Source organism: Stieleria sedimenti, from assembly GCF_025060895.1.
Taxonomy (GTDB): Bacteria; Planctomycetota; Planctomycetia; order Pirellulales; family Pirellulaceae; genus Stieleria; species Stieleria sedimenti.
In genome coordinates this window covers 31,063-50,608 of record NZ_JANZKV010000054.1, presented here as the reverse complement: position 1 = coordinate 50,608, position 19,546 = coordinate 31,063, and the positions used below count along the sequence as shown (strand labels likewise).

Sequence of the window (19,546 nt, the reverse complement as noted above, 5' to 3'; positions counted from 1 at the left end):
AGATGAGGGCCCGTAGGCTCGCGCCAAACGGCTGATATTCGTTTGACATCAGCCGGTTCGCGCCAGCGTCCGGGCCCCCTCATTCATGTTAACTTAGCGGTATTGGGCTTTAGCCGCCCATTGTCGCTGCGATGCAGCGACCGGGAATCGCCTAAAGGCTAAAACACCAACGGTGGCTCGGCCGACCCGGCATCGGAATCGTCGGCGACCCTGTCATGAACGTTGACCGCCAACGCGAGGAATCGATCGTCGTCGGCAAACGCGAGTGACTGGGCCTGGAATCGTTCCAGGACGTCGCGCACTTGCGTTGCCGGAACACGCACATCCTGGCTTTCGTGAAGGTGTCGACGCACGGACTCCGCGTTGCCCCCGTGCTGGATGGCCTGATACACAGCCGCCTCGATTCCTTCCAGGATGATTTCCGAGGGGCGTTCGAATCGATGATCGTGAATTTGAATGAATCCGGGGCCGAGTTGGTAAGTCAATCGACCGGGATTCGTCGCGTATCGGTGGTTCCAGTTTTCGATCGCCGCTTTCAACGAATGCGTGTAGTGTTCCGGATCGCGACCATCCGAATGCACCGCTTCAAAATGGTATGCCAGATCGGCCAGTTCGGATGCTTGTTCGCGATAGATGTACGCGTAGAATTCCGCCGGCCCGATGATTTGCAAACCGTGTGAAATCGGATCCGCATGGTAAGGGCTGTAGCGGTCAATCACTAACCGCACCATTCGCGGTGGCTGCAAATGCACAAGTGACGGTACGGCGGCCGCCATCGATTCGTATTCAGCGATCGGTTCATTGGGGAATCCGTAGATCACATTCCAGACCACCTCGACACCCAGTTCGGCACCGTATTTCAACAGCCGGATGTTTTGCAGGGCCGTCGTTCCCTTGCGGATCAGTTTTAAAATGGGCGTGCTGAAGCTTTCGATTCCCGGCTGAATGGTTCGAATTCCTGCGTCACGCATCAGCCGCAGTTGTGACTTGCGCAGGTTCGCTTTGACTTCAAAGAACAGTTGAAAGTTGATCGGCGACTCCGCCAACCGTGGCAACAGCTCACGGTGGTAATTCATATCCAAGATATTGTCGACGGAGAAAAACCGGAGTCGACGATAACGCTGCGAAAGATCCATCAGCTGGTCATGGAATTGTTCCGCCGGCTTGGACCGAAAGGACATCGTGGCACCGTTGAGCCCACAAAACGTACAGTGAGATTTTTCGCCCCACCAACATCCGCGTGACGATTCAACCGGCAACTGAATTTGTGGGTCGATGATCGGTCGAAGTGGGTGCCTGCTCAGTCGCTGGAAATACTCGTCATAGTCCGGTCGAGGCACGTCGGCCATGGTGAAGGAGGCGCTCCCGCCGGCAGGAGTGATGTGCTGGACATCTGATTCCCGCAGACAGATTCCCGGCAACTCCGATGGGCTGTTGCCGGATTGCCATTGTTTGATCAGCTCTGGAAAAACCCCTTCTGATTCACCCCGAACGACGGCATCAATGAACGGAAAGCGTTGAAACAGTGCCGCTCCCATCTCGCCCTGGCAATTGGCCCCTCCCAAAACAACTTTCAGATTGCTGTCCTGCAATTTAAGTTGTTTGGCCAAAACGAGAGAGGCGATGTTTTGGCTGAACATCGTGGTGAAGCCTACCACGGCCGGCGACCGGGCCAGGATCTCCGAGACGCACTGATTCAAAAACTCGGGCACCCAATTCCGCACCGCAAAGGCGCTGTCGATGACTCTCGCCGGGATGCGTTTCTGGACAAGAAAATGGTAATACTCCGCGTCGAAGTGTGGGTCGCTGGGAAACAGTGGCGGCACACCGAAGATCCATTCTCCCAAACCGACACCGTGAAACGTGTCACTGACCGACTCGATTCCGGTCAGCACGTCTTCGGGATGAGAAACGCGCTGGACGAGAAACCGCGACCATTCCAGATAGAACGAGCAACTCGATGTCTCGATGCCGTGCGCCGACAGCAACGCCTGGTTGATCCCCAATTGAATCGACGGCATGTTGGTGCTGTGCCACGGCATCGACACCAGCACGACGCGAGGATTCAACATGCTTTGAATCTCGAAAGCGGGGCGGAAGTTTTGTAAATCGCAACGGAATCGCTAATGGACGACCTATGATTCTACTTTACCGTTTGCCAAACATCCGATCGCTTTTCGTGCCCAGAATGGATTATGTCTGACGCGTCCCCTTCGCCAAGTCGCTACATCGAAGACCTGCTTGCCGGTCAGATGCGTGCGCGGAGCCTGGCAATTGCTCACCGATTGGGACTGTTTGCCGCTTTGGCCGACAGGACCTGTGATGTGACGGGTTTGTCGAACACGCTCGGCGTCCAGGCAACCGGACTGCGAAAGCTGCTTTCTACGTTGGAAACGATGGAATTGGTCCGGCGGACGGGTGACGAGTACGAGTTGGCCGAGATCGCACGTCAAAGCTTACTCGGAAGCAACGCCCAGTCCTTCGGAGAATTCGTCGATTTTTTCACCGACCAATTCGAAAGCAAGCCGATCTCTTTGTTATTGAATCATTTGCGGTTTGGTGGGCCTGTGCGACCGGCCACCACAGCGGACCAATGGCGTCACTACATGGCAGCCATGGATCGGATGGCATATCTGTCGGCCGATCGGATTGCCGAAGCCATGCAACTTGATCGAGATCAGACGCTGCTCGATTTGGGCGGCGGGCCCGGGTGCTATGCGATCGCGGCGTGCAAAAGGCACCCGCATTTGAACGCGACCATTTTGGATCTGGATGATGCGTTGCGTTTCGCCCATCAGAACGTCAGTGATGCTCAGTTGGCCGATCGAATCATGTTGCGGTCGGGTTCGGTCACCGATGGATGCTACGGCGGACCCTATGACGTGATCTTGCTCTCCCACACGATCCACTTGTTCGACGAATCATCCGTTCAATCCATCTTCTCCGCCTGTCACGCCGCGCTGGGTGCGGGCGGACGTTTGGTGGTGCGTGATCTGTTCACCGACGGTGGCCGCACGCAACCGGCGTTGGGGTCGCTGGTTGCATTCCACATGTGGAACGAAGGCGACGCCTACTCGGTGCCTCAATCGACTCGACTGTTGGTCCGAGCCGGATTTCAACCGCCTCGTCACGTGCAGTTTCGCGACGTGGAAGATCCCGAAATATTGGGTTCGCTACTGATTTCCGGCAAAACCGATGCGACGTCGACCTGATTCAGTCTTGGACAACGTCGTAGCGTCCTGGCGCGAGAATCGATTTGGGATCCAGCGCCCGCTTGATCGACTGCAAGCAGCGGTCATGATCATCCCGAGACTTTGGCAAGGAATCCATAGACAGGAGCGTCAAGCGATACGGCAGATGGCCCAGGTCGCGCAGCAGTGTCATGACCTTGTCATGGCAAGCGACCGCACGTTCATCTTCGCCGGCAATCTCGCGATCGTAGATGATGGAGAGGTACAAGTGGGCGCATCGTCCGTTGACGCAGTTCATCCCGAGATTGGGTTCAAAACCATGTTGCAAGACGACGGGTTCCACGGCGTTGACGACATCGACCAGTTCTTGACCCACCAGTGGGACGGCGAAGCACATCCAGATCAGGCCGCATCGGTCACGATCCGGGTTGATCTGCGTCGGCAATCCGCTTTTCTTTCGCCAGTACGCCGAACGGATGTTGTGTTCGGTGGGCATACCCAGATACACGTTCTGCGAATCATTCGCATCGCCCCATTGCCAATCGGTGGTTACCGGTTTCAGTCTCTGCTGCAGAAATGCCGCGGTTGCATCGGCGATTTCGGCGCTGGCGGCATAAATCGCTCCGCCGATCAGCCAGGGTTCGCTCGGAAACCTTTCGATGTCCACGGGGGTTCTTCCATCCATGGCCTGCCACGGATAACCGCCCATCGTCGACGCCATTTTATGGCTGTTCCACAAACCGATTCCGTTGGTCTCGACGACTCGATGGAGTAACAATTCGCGAGACGTGTCGATCGCCTGATTCAGTTGATCCGGCCTGCCGATGCACGCCATGAACGGTTTGAGAACCTGGGGACAGGGCGTCAACCAAACCGTCAGTTGAGTGATCACTGCCAGGTTGGACTGCGTGAACAATCCCTCCAGGTTGGGGCCGACACCGTGGCGATGAATCTGCTTTGCACTCGCGTTGGGAAAGCGTCCAAAACCGGTGTGAATGCAGTCCCCGTTGGGAAGCACCGCCCGCAAGTTGGCAACAAAGTCGGCTCGCTGGCCGTAGGGCCCGGCGGCTTCTCCCCGCTCGGCGATGTTTCCGATCAGACTTCCCTGGGGCGGGCCTCCGGGTACCGGCAGGAAAAACGTTGATTGCTGATCACGCAGGAATTCACTTGCCTGTTGGAACGTCACGCCGGGTTCTACCACCAAGAATCCCAACCGCGGGTCGAAGTCCACGATCCGGCTCATCCGAGACAGGTCCATCAGTACGGCGTCGCGTGTGGGGACGGACGAGCCGAGCCCCCAATTGCAACCGCGGCTGGTCGGGTAGACCGGCAGCTCGAATCGGTTTGCGATCCGCAGCGAAGCTTGAACGTCGGCATGAGTGCCGGGGCGCAGAATCGCAAGAACCGATGCATTGGTCGGAAAGGTGGCGGTCGATGCCCGGTCAAGTGACTCGGCCGACGTTACCACATTCGCCTGTCCGAGTGCCTCACGCCAAGCAGCGACAGCGGCATCGATCGATTCGTTCACTCTGAAAAACCCTTCTGGAAGCGTTGGCGTGCTCTGTTAAACGTTAGAATTCAGAGTCTTGCTCTACTATAGTGCGTCAAATCGTTCACCACGGCGGGCGGTGCTCCGGAATTGGTTTTGACGTAGCCTTGATCAGCGTTTCACCTCCAGGACGAGGAATCCTATTTTGACCACCGCCGACGAGTCCCCGAATTCAACTGACGCCGATTCAGATTGGGTACCGCTGAAAGGAAGCGCCGTGCCGATGCCGCAGGACGTCCGTGAATTGGGCGACGCCGATCCGAGTCGGTCCCTGGTGATCACCATTTATGTTCGTCCTCGAACAGATGCACCCTCACTGAGTGAGGACCGGGCTCAGACGCTGGAGGACGAAGTGCTTTCGCTGGAACAGTTCGAAGAACAATTTGGTTCCAGCGACGGGGACATCGATGCCGTCGTGGACTTCTGCAAAGGTGTCGGTTTTGATTCGATCGATCCCTATCCAGGACGCTGCGTGGTCCATGCCCAGGGCACGGTCGCGCAATGCAGCGAGGGATTTCAGGTCACATTGAAGCGGTTTGATTGTCGCCGTGGAAAGTTCTTTGGGCATCACGGCGATGTTTTCGTCCCACGAGCCTTGGACGGGATCATCGAGGCCGTTGGTGGGCTGGACAGCATTGGAACTCTCGGGCGAATTCGCATCGAAGAGAACATCAAGGAGGTCGAACTTGAGGAGCCTGACCTGCCGCCGGACGCACTGCCGGCGGCGTGGCCCGAGCCTGATGACGCGCCGCCAGACATCGTGCCACCGCAGACATTGGCCTGGGTCGATCCGACAGGCGTTTCATCGATTGCGAGCCAAAGCGTGAGCGTTGATCCCGACGCGACATGGGCGGGCCCCGAGGAAGGCGGCGATGCCCCGGTGGTCTGCGCCGAAGAGCCTCTGAAATACCGATCAGAGGAGAAAGCGGGTGTCGACCCATTCGGACCCGACTATACCCCGCCGCGCAGCTCCAACGACGAACCGATTCCGCCCGGCTATCACGTCTACTTTCCGTCAAAGATCGCGCGGTTGTATGACTTTCCCGAGCAGTTCGATGGAACCGGCGAAACGATCGGCATCATCTCGTTGGGCGGACAATTTCATTCATCTGACATGGACACGTACTTCCGCGTGCAGGGCATCACGCCTCCGGAGATCATCGTTGAGTCGATCGGGCCGCAGTATCCACGTGCCGCTTCTCCGCCTGGCCCGCCGGACAAAACTTGGAACGCTCAACAAATCGCCGAGTATGCAAATGATCTCGAATTGACGCTCGATCTGCAGGTCGCCGGTAGTATTGCACCGGGGGCGAAATTGGTCGTCTTTCGATTGCACCCCAACGCCCGGCAACCCTATCTGACGGCGTTGACCCACGCGTTGCATTCGCGAAACCGTCCGTCCGTGGTTTCGATCAGCTATGGTTCGGCAGAAGCCACCTTGGCGTCTCGCCCCATGCAGTTGGCCAACGCATTGTTTGCACGAGCTTCGTTGATGGGGATCTCGATCTGTGCGGCATCCGGTGATGCCGGTTCTGCATCGCGCGATTTTGACGTGATCCGAACACGGCCGACCAGCCCGCACGTCAATTTCCCCGCCAGCTCACCGTACGTCCTGGCTTGTGGAGGGACGGAGATCGAAACAGCCGACGACAAGATTGTGAGGGAATACGCCTGGAATGATCTCGACCAATGCCGTCTTGCCACCGCCGGAGGCCGCAGTCGAGAGTTCGAACGTCCCGGCTATCAAAGTAAGCTCAAGCTTCCCGGTATGCCCAGCCAGCAGAACGAATTTGATGGGCGAGGCTTGCCCGATGTTGCTGCCAATGCGTCGCTGGCCAGCGGTTACCACACGCTGCTTGCCGGCAGGTGGGATTATAGCGGCGGTACGAGCGCCTCGGCGCCGCTTTGGGCGGCGTTGATCGCGAGGATCAATCAAGGTCTCGGACGCCGTGTCGGATTCATCCATCCGATCTTGTATCAACTGGCCGGCACCGACGCCTTCCGCGATATCACCGAAGGCAGCAACGGCTTTTTCAAATCCGGCATCGGCTGGGACGCATGCACCGGCCACGGCGTGCCCGTCGGCCGAGCCTTGTTCGAGGGAGTGAAACGAGAGTTGGCCAAGCGGCCGGATCGCAAATCGGAGGATCCACCGACGGAGACGACGGACATCGCCGCACTCGCTCAACAAGCTGCTCGACTCGCCCGGCAGGCCGCCCACTTCGCTCAATTTGCAATTTCTCCGCTCTCCCCCCCAATTTGGCGTCGGCCGGATTAGAATGCGGGGGCTTCATGGTTTATCGAAACCGTTTCTGATCCGTTTCATTTTCTTTCCAACCAAATAGAGAGAGTGTTTTATGAGCGACGAACGAGCCCAGGCGGCATTACATGCGGCGCAGCATGCCGCGATGGCCGCTCATCACGCTGCAATGGCTGCCCAATGTGCGGCGATCGCTGCCGGGGCACCGCAGCAGCACGGGACGGGGGGCGCACCCGGCCAGACTCAGGGGCCTCCGATGGGCTACCAATATCCTGGTCAGAACCCTTACATGCAGCAGCAACCGGGACCGCACCCGATGACCGTTTGGTGAGCTGTTGTTGCTTTCGCCCTCCACCCTTCCGGCATACCTGCGTCGCCGTGGGCATCTGGAACCTTGCGATGGGTCCGAAACAAGCGGTTGGATTTCGCCAACCGTCGGGCGAAACCGCAATTTCATCGTTCGAAACCAAAATGGATCGGGGTTGTTCGTCAAGCAGATTCGTTCGCTCGACCCAACCTTGATCGCCGACCAGGACGTCGAAGCCTCGATCCTGGATTCGTTTCATCGGCAGCAGAGCTGGGCTTCACTACGGGAATTCGTTCCACGGTTGGTCGACGTCGATCGCGCACGCCATGTTCTGATCATGGAGTCCATCGACGGGGAAAACTTGTTCGATCTGTCCACGGCTGGACCGATCAACAGCCGGGCTCAACGATTGATCGCTTGGTCATCGACCATGGGCAAGGCCTTGGCACAACTCCACAACGGTGGACGCGATCCGGCCAACGACGCACAACGGAGGCGTCTTCGCACGACATTGCCGGTTGCGATTCGGCTGCAGGCTCCCGAGGGTTATGCGTCTCAAGCCGGTGCCGCCTACGCCGCAATCGTCCGGACGATCCGACACGACACGCCGTTGTTTGAGGAGTTGCAGCGCAATCAAACTCTGTGGCGCGACGTTTCGATCATTCATGGTGATCTGAAGTGGGACAACGTGATGGTGGAACCTGATTCAGATTCACGCGTCACCCTCGTCGATTGGGAACTCGCCGCATCGGGGGATCCCGCCTGGGATGTCGCCGGCGTGCTGCAGTCCTACATCGCGTGCTCCATCGAGAGATCAGTCGCGTCGGCATCCGATCACGCGCCCGATCTAAGTGAAGCCGCCGACGTTTTTTTTGATTCGTATACCCGGCACTGCAGCGGCCCGCATGACGCCGAATTTGCCGAACGCGTCAACCGCTTTTGTGCGTCACGATTGATTCAGACCGCCATGGAACGCGATTTCCATTTAAACACCCCCGGGGTCTTTTCGTTGCGGTTGATTGAAAAGAGTCGCAACATGCTGTGCCAGCCCTTTGCCAGACCTGTGATTGACAGGTCATCGGCTCGCTCACAGAGTCATGGTGAAGAGGCCCAGCCCTGTCTGCAGGATCGATTGCTTGCGATCGCGAAGCGTCTCGAAATTATCTCTGACTGTGCCTTCGCGTTCTCAGGGAAAGTTCATCAAGTCGATCCGGCTGTTGCCTCGCCTTTGCAGGGTTCCCCGGCGACGCCGCGCGAGAAACTGATCGATGCGCTGACGCTGGTGGTCTACTTTTCCGCCTATTGTCGCGACCCCGACGAAGCACCGTATAGCGTCCCGGCCGATTTGATGCCTGACCCGTGGTTCGTCGAGCGACTGTCGAGGGCCAATCAGACCCGCGGAACGTCGGGACCGGCATGGGGGCCGGTCTGGCAGAGCTTGCCGGTTTGGCAGGGGTTAAACGAACGCCAGATGCAGCCGTTGGACGTGATCGGTCTCACGCGTGAAGATCGCACGTGTCTGCCGTACTATTATTTCGCCTTCAGTGAGACGTTGCCGAATCAACACGAGCATGGGAACCAGGTTCGGTTCTATTTCCATTGTGATCAACACTCGGTGTTCGATGTCATCACGGCGCTGACGCTTTGTCTCAATCGCAGCTTGGTCCCGTTCCGAATCAAATGCCTGAATCACCCCAGGTTGTTCGGGCGACGCGATGCACTGGTGTTGTATGTTGAAAAGCCTCATGTCGATTTCGTGATTCGCTGCGTCAATGATCTGGTCGATCAATCCGCGTTTCGTCTTTCGCCGGGGATCCCATTGTTCACCAAAGCGATCCGTCCCGGAATCGGGATCGCGGAAGACCCCGGCGACGGTCAAAGCTTTGGCCAAAACGTCAGCCGGTTGCTGGCTGAGTCGTTGATCAACGCCGACGCATCGAATGATCTACACGCCCCCAAGGTGTTGGAACACATCGAGACACATTTTCGGTGCGCAGGAATCGAGCTGGAACAGGCACATCTACGGCCTGGATCGAACGGATGACCAACGTCGGATCATCTGCAGCAACGGTTTACTTCGAGATCGATACGGCAGCGGCGCGCAGCCGAGAGATGGCGTCGGCGGAGCCATCGGGTGCGGTTTCCAACATCGTCTCGCGGGGAAGATGGCGGGCGTCGAGGATACCGCTGGAGCCCGCGTTCACTCGCCATTGGCCGTCGAAGAGGCTGATGGTGCCGCGAATACCGCCTGACACCCAGGGGCGCGGCGATGGCTGTCCACCATGGAGTCGACCGGCAAAGGAGGCTCCGTCCAACGGAATACCGGCGGGAACTTCAACTCCGGCGAGTTCGCAAAGGGTCGGAAAAAAGTCGACCATGTCGATCAGGTCGTCGACCACCACGCCTGCCTCGATCCTGCCCGTTTGTCGGCAGATCAACGGAACGTGGGTACCAGCGTCGTTGAGATCCGTTTTGCCACCATGGACTTCGCCGGCAGTCGTCGTTCGCGGCGTCTTCGAGTCCGTGCCGTTGTCACCCATGAAGATCACCATCGTGTTTTCGGCAACTCCCAACCGGTCGACCTCGTCGAGGATCCGGCCGCACAGTTTGTCCATGTAGGCGATCATGCCGCTCAGTGATGCGCGTTTGGCTCCGGCTTTGTCGTCGGGCGACTGGATGATCGGCCAGTGCGGCAGTAGCATGTTGTGGTGAATGTAGAACGGACGATCGGCCTGGACCGCCGTACGCATCTGGTCGATCACGTAGTCGGCCAACACGTCGGGGCCGAAACGGTCGGTGATGTCTTCACGGACGTGCCCGTCGTGATTGAAACACGGCACCCAATAACGTGTCGTTTTGGCTCCTTGACGCCAGATCTGCCAAACGCACCATGAGTCGAAACCGGCATCGCGACAGTGCTCAGGATGAAATTCCAACGCCGCGAGTTGCCACTTGCCGGTCACGGACGTCAGATAACCGGCGTTTCGCAGCAGTTGCGGATACGTCGTCCAGCGGCGGCGGAAATCGACAGCCTTCTTCGTGCCAAGGTGAACGGGCAGCACATCACAATAACCATGACGCGACACGTAGGCGCCCGTGTAGAGACTCATCCGCGACGGAGTGCAAACGGGACTGGTGTACGCGCGGCTGAAACGCATTCCCTGTTCGGCCAATCGATCGAGATGCGGCGTGTTGAAATCTTGACCGCCGTAACAGCCGAGTGCTTCGTAACCGAGATCATCGGCGAAGAGCAGCAAAATGTTGGGAGGCGGGGCGTCGCGACGATGGCCAGGAATCGACGGTTCGGGAGGCTCCGCGGTTTTTCCCGTGCCTGGCAACGTGGCGAGGATGGCGAGTGCGAAACAAAAGGCATGAGTGAATACATTCACTGAAAGAATCCTATCTCGAGCGGCAGGCTTGCGACTGGCGGGAGGTCACGACGCGGACGAGTCGATTATACCGCGCGGCGTTTTCCGAGAAGCTGCAAGAACACGACCTGCGGGAAAACACATTGGTCATCTTTACCAGTGACAATGGTGGGCTCAAACCGGCGGCGACGGACAATGCCCGCTTCGTCAAGGCAAGGGTCGCAACGATCGGCAGCGTCTGGGCGGCCAATATGTTGATGCTGGCCATCGTGTACTGGGGACTGCGATTGCGTGGGCAAAGTGGGGTGCATTTTGGGCTGGACCGAAGTCTTTACCGCTGGCGTTCCGCTATCCGTGTCTTCCTGCAATCGATTGCCGTGTCTTTCGCCGCGATTGCAGCCTTTGTGTTTGCCGCGATTCTGATGGCAAACCTACTTGGCATTCCGGAGCGGGCAGACATGAGTCAGTACGATTACCTCCGCGGCAATCTCACATTGACGATCCTCGCTTTGGCATCGGTGTACATCGTCTCGGCATTCGCTGAAGAGGTCATTTATCGGGGATTCTTGATCACGCGAATTTCCGAGTTGGGGGCAGACGGAAGGGCGGCCCGGTGGTTGGCCATCGTCTCCAGTTCGATCGTGTTCGGCCTGGTCCACTCGGACTGGGGGCTCGCCGGAATGGTGCAGGCCAGCTTCATGGGATTGGCATTGGGAATTTCCTACGTCGTGGTTCAGCGGAATCTCTGGGTCACCATCTTTGCGCACGGATATATGGACACAATCCTGGTGTTGCAAATGTATGCCGGCAATGGGCCGTAGGCCCCGTCCCCGGATGTCTCCTCGGGCAGGTGCGGCAGAACACTTCATCGAAGTCGGCAACAAAAAACTTGAGATGTCGAATTTCCAGCTGCTAGACTTGCGGTTTACTTTTTCTGTCGCTTTTCTTTCATCCGCGGATCGATACCCTTGATTGCCCGAATCATCTCCGGCGTGTTCATCGTATTCATTGGCCTTTCAGCCCGTGGGTTGGCCGAACCTCCGGCCAACACCGATCCGACGGTCAAGTACGTGGGGACAAAAACGTGCGTGCAGTGCCACGAGGCGCAACACCTCTCCTACTTGGACACCAAGCACAGCGAGTCGATGGAGCGTGTCGATCCGGACAAAGAGGTGTCTTCGGCAAGCTTTCATCACGAATCGTCTGGCAACGACTATCAGGTGTTGCGTCGCGGCGACGACCTGATTCATCGTGAGATCCTTCGCGGTCCGGACGGCGCGGAATTGGCCCGAACCGAACATCCGATCGTTTTCACCCTCGGCTCGGGAACGCATGGAAAAAGCTACGTCTATCATGACGGATCGCATTTCGGCCAGTCTCCGTTGTCCTGGTATCAGGATACCGGCAAGTGGTCGATGTCGCCTGGCTACGATGTGCCCTTCCATCCCGGATTCGGACGCAAGTTGAGTTCGGAGTGTTTCTTTTGCCACGTCGGCGACATCGATCGCAAGAACGGCAACCCGAATGAGTTTTCGATTTTGGAAGAGAAAATCGGATGCGAGCGTTGCCACGGGCCGGGTGAGAAACACGTCGCCCGATACCGCGAGAACCCCAAGTTTGCTGGGGCGGACGACACGATTGTCAATCCGTCAAAACTCTCTCGCGAGCTTTCCGAAGCCATCTGCCAGCAATGTCATTTACAGGCAGCGGGTAAAGCGATGTTGGCCAATAAAGACGAATGGGACTATCGCCCCGGACTTCCGTTGACCGACTTTCGGATCGATTACCAATATCGATTGGGCGATGACACGATGCGCGTGGTCGGGCACGTGGAGCAGTTGCACATGAGCAAGTGCTATCAACAAACCGAGTCGCTGACCTGTATCACCTGTCACAATCCGCACCAAACCGTTCCGGCCGAATCGACGATCGAGCATTATCGGAAGATCTGTCTGTCATGCCACAACGATCAGTCCTGTGGTGAGCCGCATGCGAAACGGGTCGAGATCGCACAGAACGACTGCAGCCAATGCCACATGCCCGCCCAGGGCACCGAGGTTCCCCACACGGCTTTTCATCACCACCGCATCGGCATTCACAGCGGTCAAGCGACGAGTGTTGAACCGGCGGTGGGATTGAGCCCGGTCTTGGATGTCGCTGAGTTGCCGGGCATGGTTCGCAAACGTTGCGAAGCGCTCGCCAAGTTCCAGGTCGCCCAAGAAGATCCGGGCAATCCGAATTTTCGAGACTATGGAATCGAAGCCGCCAAAGCCCTGATTGAAGTCAAGAACGCGGGCCAGGCGGACGCCGATGCGACCACCATCCTGGCCATGTTGGCTCGTTCGCAGGGGCAGTCGGCGATCGCCCAAGACCTGGCGAGTGAAGTGGTGGCTCGTGAGCGAGTGCCCTCGCGTCCGCGATTGGAATCGCTGCGTCTGCTCGCCAATCTCGCCTACCAACGCCGCGACTTTGCCGAAGCGGCGAAATACTACCGCGAAGTCACGGAGTTGCAGAGCGAGCCGTTTGACTATTTTCAGTTGGGTGTTTCGGAGCAGAACTCGGGAAACACCGAGCAGGCGATTGAAGCGTTGAGCAAGACCATTGAGCTGGCTCCGCAACACGTCAACGCGCACCGTTTTCTGGCCGCCATCTATCAGTCACGCGGGCGTGGCGATTTGGCGGCTCGTCACTCGAAGCTCGCCGGTCAACATGCGATGCGGTTGCAGCGTTTGCAGGAGAAGACGCAGGAGTGATGGGGGCAAAACGATGGGGTAGCAGAATGGTGGGGTGCGGGGGCGTGCCTCGCCGTTCATTGTTTTGCCCCCATTGTCTTGCCCACCGATCCGGGATGCATTGTGGCCTCCAATGACACGCATTCCGATGCCCTCTTCGGTGACACCACGGGCGATGGAGCGGGCGGGTCAGATTCGTTTCAGAAAATTCAGTCCGAACCTGCCGTAGTCTTGACCGTCGACATCGCCGTCGCCATCTGAATCCAGTTGAGCGTTGAATCTCGATTGGCCGGCGGTCGTGAGAAACGTCAATCCGAAGCGTCCGTAGTCCTGGCCATCGACATCGCGGTCTCCGTCGCTATCGCCGTAGAGACGGAAGAAGCCATCGACCGGCTGTTCGCCGAAAATAACATCGTTGAACATTTCGAAGCCGCTGGTGGAGCGGATGCCGGAGGCGTCGATGTGAAGCCGGTAATTTCCGTCGGTCAGCGAATTCCCCTGTGCCCCGGTGCCACCCCGGTCGACCGTGCTCGCGCCGTCAAAGGTAAGCGTCGCGGTGGTCATCCCGTCCATCACGCTGGCAGCCACATGGACGATGCCAACGGCAGTCGACGTGGACGTGTTGACGAGCGAGAACGCGGAGGGCAAGAGAGCCGACTCCAGCTCCTCTCCGAACGTCACCGCGACCGACGTGACTTGCGACCGACTTTCCGCACCATCGTTGATCACGATTTGTTGAACCGTCGGTTCGGCCGTCACCAGCGTGACGCTCGCATCGGCGTCCAGCAGAATGGCTTCCGCAGGAATGACCACGTCTTCACCAAACAGCAGCAGTGCGTCGGCACCTTGGCTGGGTGCCGTGTCGATGACCAGCGGTGAACGGAGCGGTTCGGCCAGAAAAACTTCAACGCGAAAGACGTCAAACGGCTCAATGAATTGCCCATCGTTTGTCAGGCTTCGAATCCCGCCAGACGCACCCGGAATCAAGCCCGTCCCGCCAACATCGACGAACCCCGATGCCAGGTCAAAATTGCCGCGATTGAGAAGCGTGTAGAAGCGTTGATTGTTGTTGAACGTTCGGCTGCGCGTGTCAAGATTAAAACGGACCGCTTCAGAATTGGGCGTGACGCCGTCGGCCAACAGGGGACTGAACTCTTCGACGGACGTCGGGACCGCGACGTCGAAATGGCTCGTGACGATCAAGTCGGGAAGGTCCATATTCGCGAAGGCGGGATCGACGAATCGAATTTCGATCAACAAGTCACTCGACGACAGTCCGGTCACCTGATATTGCGACGGTTGATATCCCAGCAGTTGGAGCGCCGCCTTGACTTCTTCGAACGGTTCGTTGGACAGGTCCGCCAGATCGGCGACGTAGGATTGCGACGCACCCTCCATCGTGAACGCAACCGAACCCGATGAAGCACTGAAAATCTCTGCGCCGAAAATGATGCGTTGTGTTTCGCGCAGGACAGGTCGCAGCAAGCCGGGTTGGTTGACATCCAGATTCACGTGGACGCCAAAGGCTCCCGTGTCATCGCCGAAGGTGCGGAGGTCTGAATACGCGACTTCCAGAAAGAATGAGTTCTCGATACCGACCCCCACTTCGACTTCGCCGTTGACCACGGGAAGCAATTGATCTTCGGCATCCCGTGCGGTCAAGAAGTACTCCACCAAAGGAGTCGTCGCGTTTGCCGTCGCAGCGATCCCCGAGGCGTTGATCGGCGCCGCGTCGCAGGCCGATTCGAATTCCAGCCCCGGCATGGTGTCGCCACTCGGTGCAACCGCCAGGATCGCAAGCAGATGCCGTGGCTCCAATGGTTCGCCGACGAGTCGACGTCGTCGCGAGGTCGCAACGAGGGGTCGGCCCGGTGATTGCACTCGTCGATCGATGGTCACGCCATTGATCAACCATTTCATCCCGCTGCGATCCCTCTGCGCCATGACCAATCTCCTCGTGACGGACGAAGTTTTTCGTTGGCGATTGTAGTCCAGAGGAGACTCGCTCGGTGACGGGGCAACCGTTTATGGTCTAGTGGTGGGCCGGTTGCCGGGGTTCACGGTGTGGTCAAGGCGTTTTCGATCGGATTCAACACCCACTGGAGCATCGAGAACGACCGTGTTCGAGTCTTGGCATTCATATCCCATTCGATGATCGTCCCACCTGAATCCCAGGAATACAGCGTTTGGTCGCTTGTTGCCAATCCCATGATCGGAGTGGTGTGCCCTGGCAAAACGGATTGTTCGGTTCCCGTCTGCAGATCGAGGATGCAAATCAGATGCTTGCCGTGACGGTACGAGGTGATCGCCGCCCAGTCTCCCCGCTCGTCGATCGCCACGATCGGTGCCGATGCCCTGCAGGTCCAACGGCTTGTGTCGGCGTTGCCGGGCCCGGAATCAACGGGATAGAGCAAAATCTCGTACGGTGCGCCGTTGTTCATCACCACCAGCAATCGACCTTGTTCAAAGAAAGCGGCGTCAAAAATCGAACGTTCGCTCGATGCGATCCGCTTCAAGAGTTTGCCCGATTTGAGGTCTCGAATCGAGATGCCTCCGTCGGGATTCCCCGAAATGATGCGTTGGGAATCGGCGGAAAAGGCCAGTGCCTTTTGGGTTCCGGTTCGGGGCACGCGGTGATGTTGGTGTTGATGAAGCAAACGGTTTTCGGTCAAACTCCAGACCCAGACGTCATTTTCGTTGATAGCCGCCAGTTTTTCGCCGTCGGGTGAAAACAGCAATTGAATGGGGTCGTGAAACGTTGCAGCATCGATGGTTTTGATTTCCGTCATCATCTTGGCATGGGCCATCGGCGTCACGCCGGTCATCAACCGAACCCGCGCATCGGCACCGACCACCGCGATCGTTGATGCGTCGGGGGACAGAGCCACTGCGAGCGGTTGCAGATGATGCGCGTTCAGCGAAATGGCTTCGTGCGTCTTGAGATTCATCAGGACGATATCCGACTTGATCCCCTCGGCCTGTGCGTTCAATTTGGAACGCACGACGACTGCCGCCATGCCGGTAGGCCGGTTAAAGGACAGGTCCTCGAACCACACCGACCGAGTTTCGGTGACGGGCTGATATCGAAATCCGCTCCCCCAAATTACGATTGCTTCGGCGCCGGCGAGCACGAGTACTCCGCCGAGCAGCAGGCCCCACAACGCGACGAAGTCCATCACTTGTTTCCAAGTCATCCACGTTTCCTGGAATCGCATCGGTTTAGACACTCTCAGCCAACCGATAAGTAACAGAGCAGAGACAGCTGAAAACAAACCAAGCTTGCGGCAACGGTCATCGCCATTCGCCGCTGGTGTTTGTAGAGCGTGATCAGCACGGCACAAACGAGCGCCGTGCAGATCAACTTGACCGTCACGAACAGCCATACCTGGCCGTCTTGCAGTTCGAGCAGCCAGACCCCGATCGGGTTCTGTTCCATCTCATAAATCACTTCATGATTCGTGACGATCAACGCTGCATCGTGCACCGAGACAAACGCGATCAGCAGGCAACAGATCCCCAGTGAGGTGGGACCGGATTCCAGCAATCGCCAAATCAGTGACGCCACCACTCGGGACGGCGAACTGGATTTCACAGGGAGCCGGTCAACGTACCGGCGCTTCGGCATGAGTAATTCCATTGCTTCCGTCTTTTCTCACGTTTGAAAATTGACTCCGCCACGTCAATCGATTGATTTGCGTTCAGAACGATTTAAATCGCGTGGGTCGATCAAAACAATGCGTGAATCATGCCGTTTCAGAGACCGGCGGAATACACGCCGTCGTTCTCTTGTTGCGGGTCGTGGGCTGATGCCGAAATCGAGATCTTTCCTGACATGAAGATTTCGCGTGCAATTCGACTCCCCTTCCAAAGTGTCCCAGGTGTGAGCGGAACGGCACGAGCGGGCTGTCGATTTAGTCGGTCTTCAGGAATTCAACGCGATCATGTCAGGTGCGACGGGCTACCGAGTGGCGCCGCGTTAGCCAGTGACGCCGAGTGGCCCCTTGCTAACGCGTACGGGCTTCAATCGACAGCCCGGTAGCGGTCCGGTTTCGGCGCGAAAACACCTTGAAACACCAGTGGGCTCGCGCCCTTCGACGAACAAGCAACACCCCGTTGACTGTGGAAGGAGTAGCGTCAGCGAATCCCGTATCCCGGAGGACGTCGATTCATTTTCTGCAGGCTTTGGCAACCAATTTAGATCCCCCCTGAGAGAGACGGCGTTTGCGCAGCAAGCAAACGCCAGAGAGGGCCGGCGCTGCGAAAGTCTTAGCGCCTTCCGCCACGATCAAATCCGTCACTTATAAAATCGACATCCCGAGGGCTTGCGGCGAGATTTGGATCACTCGGACAAGGGAACCGTACGCTGTTCGCGGGCGCTGAGCACGGCGGCGTCGACGATCTGCTGGCCGATGCGACTGATCCGGGTCGACAAGGGGCCGTCGATTTGGCGGTTGTTTTGAATCACGTCGACCATGTATTGAATCGGATTTTGCAGGGGCGCCACCAACGGATCTGGCTGGATCAATCGGCCTTCGGGGCAATCGCGTGTTTGCACCCGCATCGACGTGTCATAGTCGTAGCTGGAAATCGTCCCTTCGGTGCCGACCAGGACGAAGCCGCACTTGGGTTGGGGTTGATGCGTCCAGGGGTCGGTGAAGGTTCCCCAGCGGGTCTCGAATTTGGAGAGTCCGGTTTCATAGCGAGCCACGACCACGCTGTGTTCGTCGACTTCCAATCCGGCGGGCCGGTCGACCATCGCGGCGACTTCGATCGGTCGCCGTCCATCCATGTACCAAGTTCCCAGCGTGGTGCCGTAACCGAGGTAATCGAGCAACGATCCTCCGCCGTGACTCTGCTTGTAAAACCAACTGGTCGGTTTGGCTTGCCGGACCTGCTCGGCGGTTCGTTCGACTTTATCGGCCACGTGCCAAAGCGGGCCGCGGTTGCCGCCATAGTAGTGCACCTCAATGCATTGACCGATTCGCCCCTCGTCGATCAAGCGTTTGGCCATCCGGTGCGAGGCGACCCAGGCCAAGGGCCAATTGATCGCCAGACGGACGCCGGCCGATTGGCACGCGGCGATCATCCGATCGGCCTCGGCCAGTGATCCGGCGAAGGGTTTTTCGACCAACAGGTCGCAGCCGAACGGCGCGATCCGTTCCACCCAATCACCGTGTTTCGAAGCGGCCGGACACAGGATCGCCAAGTCCGCCGGGGTCGAATCAAACAACGTTTGCGGATCGCTATGCACCCTGTCCTGCGGTATCTGGAAGGTCTTGATCGCATCCCGCATGCGTTCGGGATGTTCATCACAGATCCCCACCAGTTCCGCCTCCGGATGCTCGTGCGCCATCCGCAACAGGTCACCCATGTGAAAATGATCAAAATTGATTCCAACAACTTTCAAGCGGTCGCTCATGGTCGTACTCCTGAATGACGGTGGGGTGTCGTTCGAGGCCGGATTGTAGCTTACCGTGGCAATTCAGATGGCTGCCCTCGGTCGAAGGCTCCTCCACGGACCGAATCGAATCCCTCCAAAGCGGGGCGCAACGACTTGACAAGCGATTGTGCCGCAACGCTAATAGTTAGCAGGCTAACGAATTGTCTCGGCTCCGGAGTCGGCCCGTGTTGGACTATGATTTTGACGAGAGTATCGGTTATTGGCTGACCGTGACGACACAGCGTTACCACCGCGCGTTCAATGACGCCCTGGTGCCCTACGGGATCACGTTCCGCCAGTCGCAAGTGCTCGGTTGGCTGGCATTGGAGGGCGAGCTTTCGCAAGCCGAGTTGGCCGGCAAGATGATGATCGAGCCGCCGACGTTGGTTCGTATTCTCGATCGGATGGAACGCGACGGATTGATCCGGCGTCGCCCCTGCCCGACCGATCGTCGCCGCAAGTTGATCGGTGCGACGGCGAAATCGAAACCGGTTTGGGCCAAGATCGTCGACTGTGCAAAAGTGATTCGCGCACGGGCCACCGATGGATTGACCGATCGGCAGCAAGCCACGCTCAAGAAGCTACTCGGTCGGGTCCACGAAAATTTATTGCTGCAACCGCCGGCAGAGTTGTTCGACCGATAGCCGGCTACGAATTCCCCACCGCCAATGGCGTCGCCATGTTTCCATGTTCCATGAC

At 58.0% G+C, this 19,546-nt stretch carries 14 protein-coding genes; 7 read left to right on the top strand and 7 right to left on the bottom strand.

Annotated elements, in window-relative coordinates:
• Nucleotides 1–158: 158 nt before the first annotated feature.
• The gene (locus NZK35_RS08440; protein ID WP_259632092.1) at nt 159–2,072 is read right to left on the bottom strand and encodes a RiPP maturation radical SAM C-methyltransferase; all 1,914 of its coding nucleotides are present in this window, start codon (nt 2,070–2,072) and stop codon (nt 159–161) included.
• Nucleotides 2,073–2,195: 123 nt separating this feature from the next.
• On the opposite strand from NZK35_RS08440, the gene NZK35_RS08435 reads away from it, so the two are divergent.
• Nucleotides 2,196–3,212 (top strand): methyltransferase, encoded by a 1,017-nt coding sequence (locus NZK35_RS08435; RefSeq protein WP_259632091.1) that lies wholly within the window; start codon nt 2,196–2,198, stop codon nt 3,210–3,212.
• A gap of 1 nt (nt 3,213) precedes the next feature.
• On the opposite strand, the gene NZK35_RS08430 is transcribed toward NZK35_RS08435, so the two are convergent.
• On the bottom strand, nt 3,214–4,719 hold the full coding sequence (locus tag NZK35_RS08430) for an FAD-binding oxidoreductase (protein WP_259632090.1): 1,506 nt from the start codon (nt 4,717–4,719) through the stop codon (nt 3,214–3,216).
• 244 nt (nt 4,720–4,963) lie between these two features.
• Here NZK35_RS08430 and NZK35_RS08425 point away from each other — a divergent pair, with 244 nt between their 5' ends.
• The 3 genes from NZK35_RS08425 to NZK35_RS08415 all read left to right on the top strand — a co-directional run bounded on the left by NZK35_RS08425 (nt 4,964) and on the right by NZK35_RS08415 (nt 9,351).
• A complete protein-coding gene (locus NZK35_RS08425; protein WP_259632094.1) occupies nt 4,964–7,018 on the top strand; it encodes a S53 family peptidase in 2,055 nt (684 codons plus the stop codon).
• Nucleotides 7,019–7,097: 79 nt separating this feature from the next.
• On the top strand, nt 7,098–7,331 hold the full coding sequence (locus NZK35_RS08420) for a hypothetical protein (protein WP_259632089.1): 234 nt from the start codon (nt 7,098–7,100) through the stop codon (nt 7,329–7,331).
• 4 nt (nt 7,332–7,335) lie between these two features.
• Complete coding sequence (locus tag NZK35_RS08415; RefSeq protein ID WP_323379623.1) at nt 7,336–9,351, top strand: T3SS effector HopA1 family protein; 2,016 nt, start codon at nt 7,336–7,338, stop codon at nt 9,349–9,351.
• Nucleotides 9,352–9,379: 28 nt separating this feature from the next.
• Here NZK35_RS08415 and NZK35_RS08410 read toward each other — a convergent pair whose 3' ends face one another.
• Nucleotides 9,380–10,696, bottom strand: a complete 1,317-nt coding sequence (locus NZK35_RS08410) for a sulfatase-like hydrolase/transferase (RefSeq protein ID WP_259632087.1) — start codon at nt 10,694–10,696, stop codon at nt 9,380–9,382.
• A gap of 122 nt (nt 10,697–10,818) precedes the next feature.
• On the opposite strand from NZK35_RS08410, the gene NZK35_RS08405 reads away from it, so the two are divergent.
• Both NZK35_RS08405 and NZK35_RS08400 read left to right on the top strand, forming a co-directional pair.
• Nucleotides 10,819–11,496 carry a CPBP family intramembrane glutamic endopeptidase gene (locus tag NZK35_RS08405; RefSeq protein WP_259632086.1) on the top strand — a complete coding sequence of 226 codons (678 nt, stop codon included), beginning with the start codon at nt 10,819–10,821 and terminating at the stop codon, nt 11,494–11,496.
• Between the two features lie 147 nt (nt 11,497–11,643).
• Nucleotides 11,644–13,428: a tetratricopeptide repeat protein gene (locus tag NZK35_RS08400; RefSeq protein ID WP_259632085.1), complete on the top strand. Its 1,785-nt coding sequence runs from the start codon at nt 11,644–11,646 to the stop codon at nt 13,426–13,428.
• A gap of 168 nt (nt 13,429–13,596) precedes the next feature.
• Here NZK35_RS08400 and NZK35_RS08395 read toward each other — a convergent pair whose 3' ends face one another.
• From NZK35_RS08395 to NZK35_RS08380, 4 genes are all read right to left on the bottom strand, one after another.
• The gene (locus NZK35_RS08395) at nt 13,597–15,351 is read right to left on the bottom strand and encodes a hypothetical protein (RefSeq protein WP_259632084.1); all 1,755 of its coding nucleotides are present in this window, start codon (nt 15,349–15,351) and stop codon (nt 13,597–13,599) included.
• A gap of 113 nt (nt 15,352–15,464) precedes the next feature.
• Nucleotides 15,465–16,601, bottom strand: a complete 1,137-nt coding sequence (locus NZK35_RS08390) for a WD40 repeat domain-containing protein (protein WP_259632083.1) — start codon at nt 16,599–16,601, stop codon at nt 15,465–15,467.
• Nucleotides 16,602–16,636: 35 nt separating this feature from the next.
• Nucleotides 16,637–17,032, bottom strand: coding sequence for a hypothetical protein (locus tag NZK35_RS08385; protein WP_259632082.1), 396 nt, complete (start codon nt 17,030–17,032; stop codon nt 16,637–16,639).
• Between the two features lie 714 nt (nt 17,033–17,746).
• Nucleotides 17,747–18,826 (bottom strand): Gfo/Idh/MocA family protein, encoded by a 1,080-nt coding sequence (locus tag NZK35_RS08380; RefSeq protein ID WP_259632081.1) that lies wholly within the window; start codon nt 18,824–18,826, stop codon nt 17,747–17,749.
• 206 nt (nt 18,827–19,032) lie between these two features.
• On the opposite strand from NZK35_RS08380, the gene NZK35_RS08375 reads away from it, so the two are divergent.
• Nucleotides 19,033–19,491 (top strand): MarR family winged helix-turn-helix transcriptional regulator, encoded by a 459-nt coding sequence (locus tag NZK35_RS08375; protein WP_259632080.1) that lies wholly within the window; start codon nt 19,033–19,035, stop codon nt 19,489–19,491.
• The last annotated feature ends 55 nt before the right edge of the window (nt 19,492–19,546 follow it).

What these genes read in the sequence shown, in the direction of transcription:
- NZK35_RS08420 (WP_259632089.1), top strand. Translation starts at nt 7,098, where the DNA reads ATGAGCGACGAACGAGCCCAGGCGGCATTACATGCGGCGCAGCATGCC.
- NZK35_RS08390 (WP_259632083.1), bottom strand. Translation starts at nt 16,601, where the DNA reads ATGACTTGGAAACAAGTGATGGACTTCGTCGCGTTGTGGGGCCTGCTG.
- NZK35_RS08385 (WP_259632082.1), bottom strand. Translation starts at nt 17,032, where the DNA reads ATGCCGAAGCGCCGGTACGTTGACCGGCTCCCTGTGAAATCCAGTTCG.
- NZK35_RS08435 (WP_259632091.1), top strand. Translation starts at nt 2,196, where the DNA reads ATGTCTGACGCGTCCCCTTCGCCAAGTCGCTACATCGAAGACCTGCTT.
- NZK35_RS08380 (WP_259632081.1), bottom strand. Translation starts at nt 18,826, where the DNA reads ATGAGCGACCGCTTGAAAGTTGTTGGAATCAATTTTGATCATTTTCAC.
- NZK35_RS08395 (WP_259632084.1), bottom strand. Translation starts at nt 15,351, where the DNA reads ATGGCGCAGAGGGATCGCAGCGGGATGAAATGGTTGATCAATGGCGTG.
- NZK35_RS08440 (WP_259632092.1), bottom strand. Translation starts at nt 2,072, where the DNA reads ATGTTGAATCCTCGCGTCGTGCTGGTGTCGATGCCGTGGCACAGCACC.
- NZK35_RS08425 (WP_259632094.1), top strand. Translation starts at nt 4,964, where the DNA reads ATGCCGCAGGACGTCCGTGAATTGGGCGACGCCGATCCGAGTCGGTCC.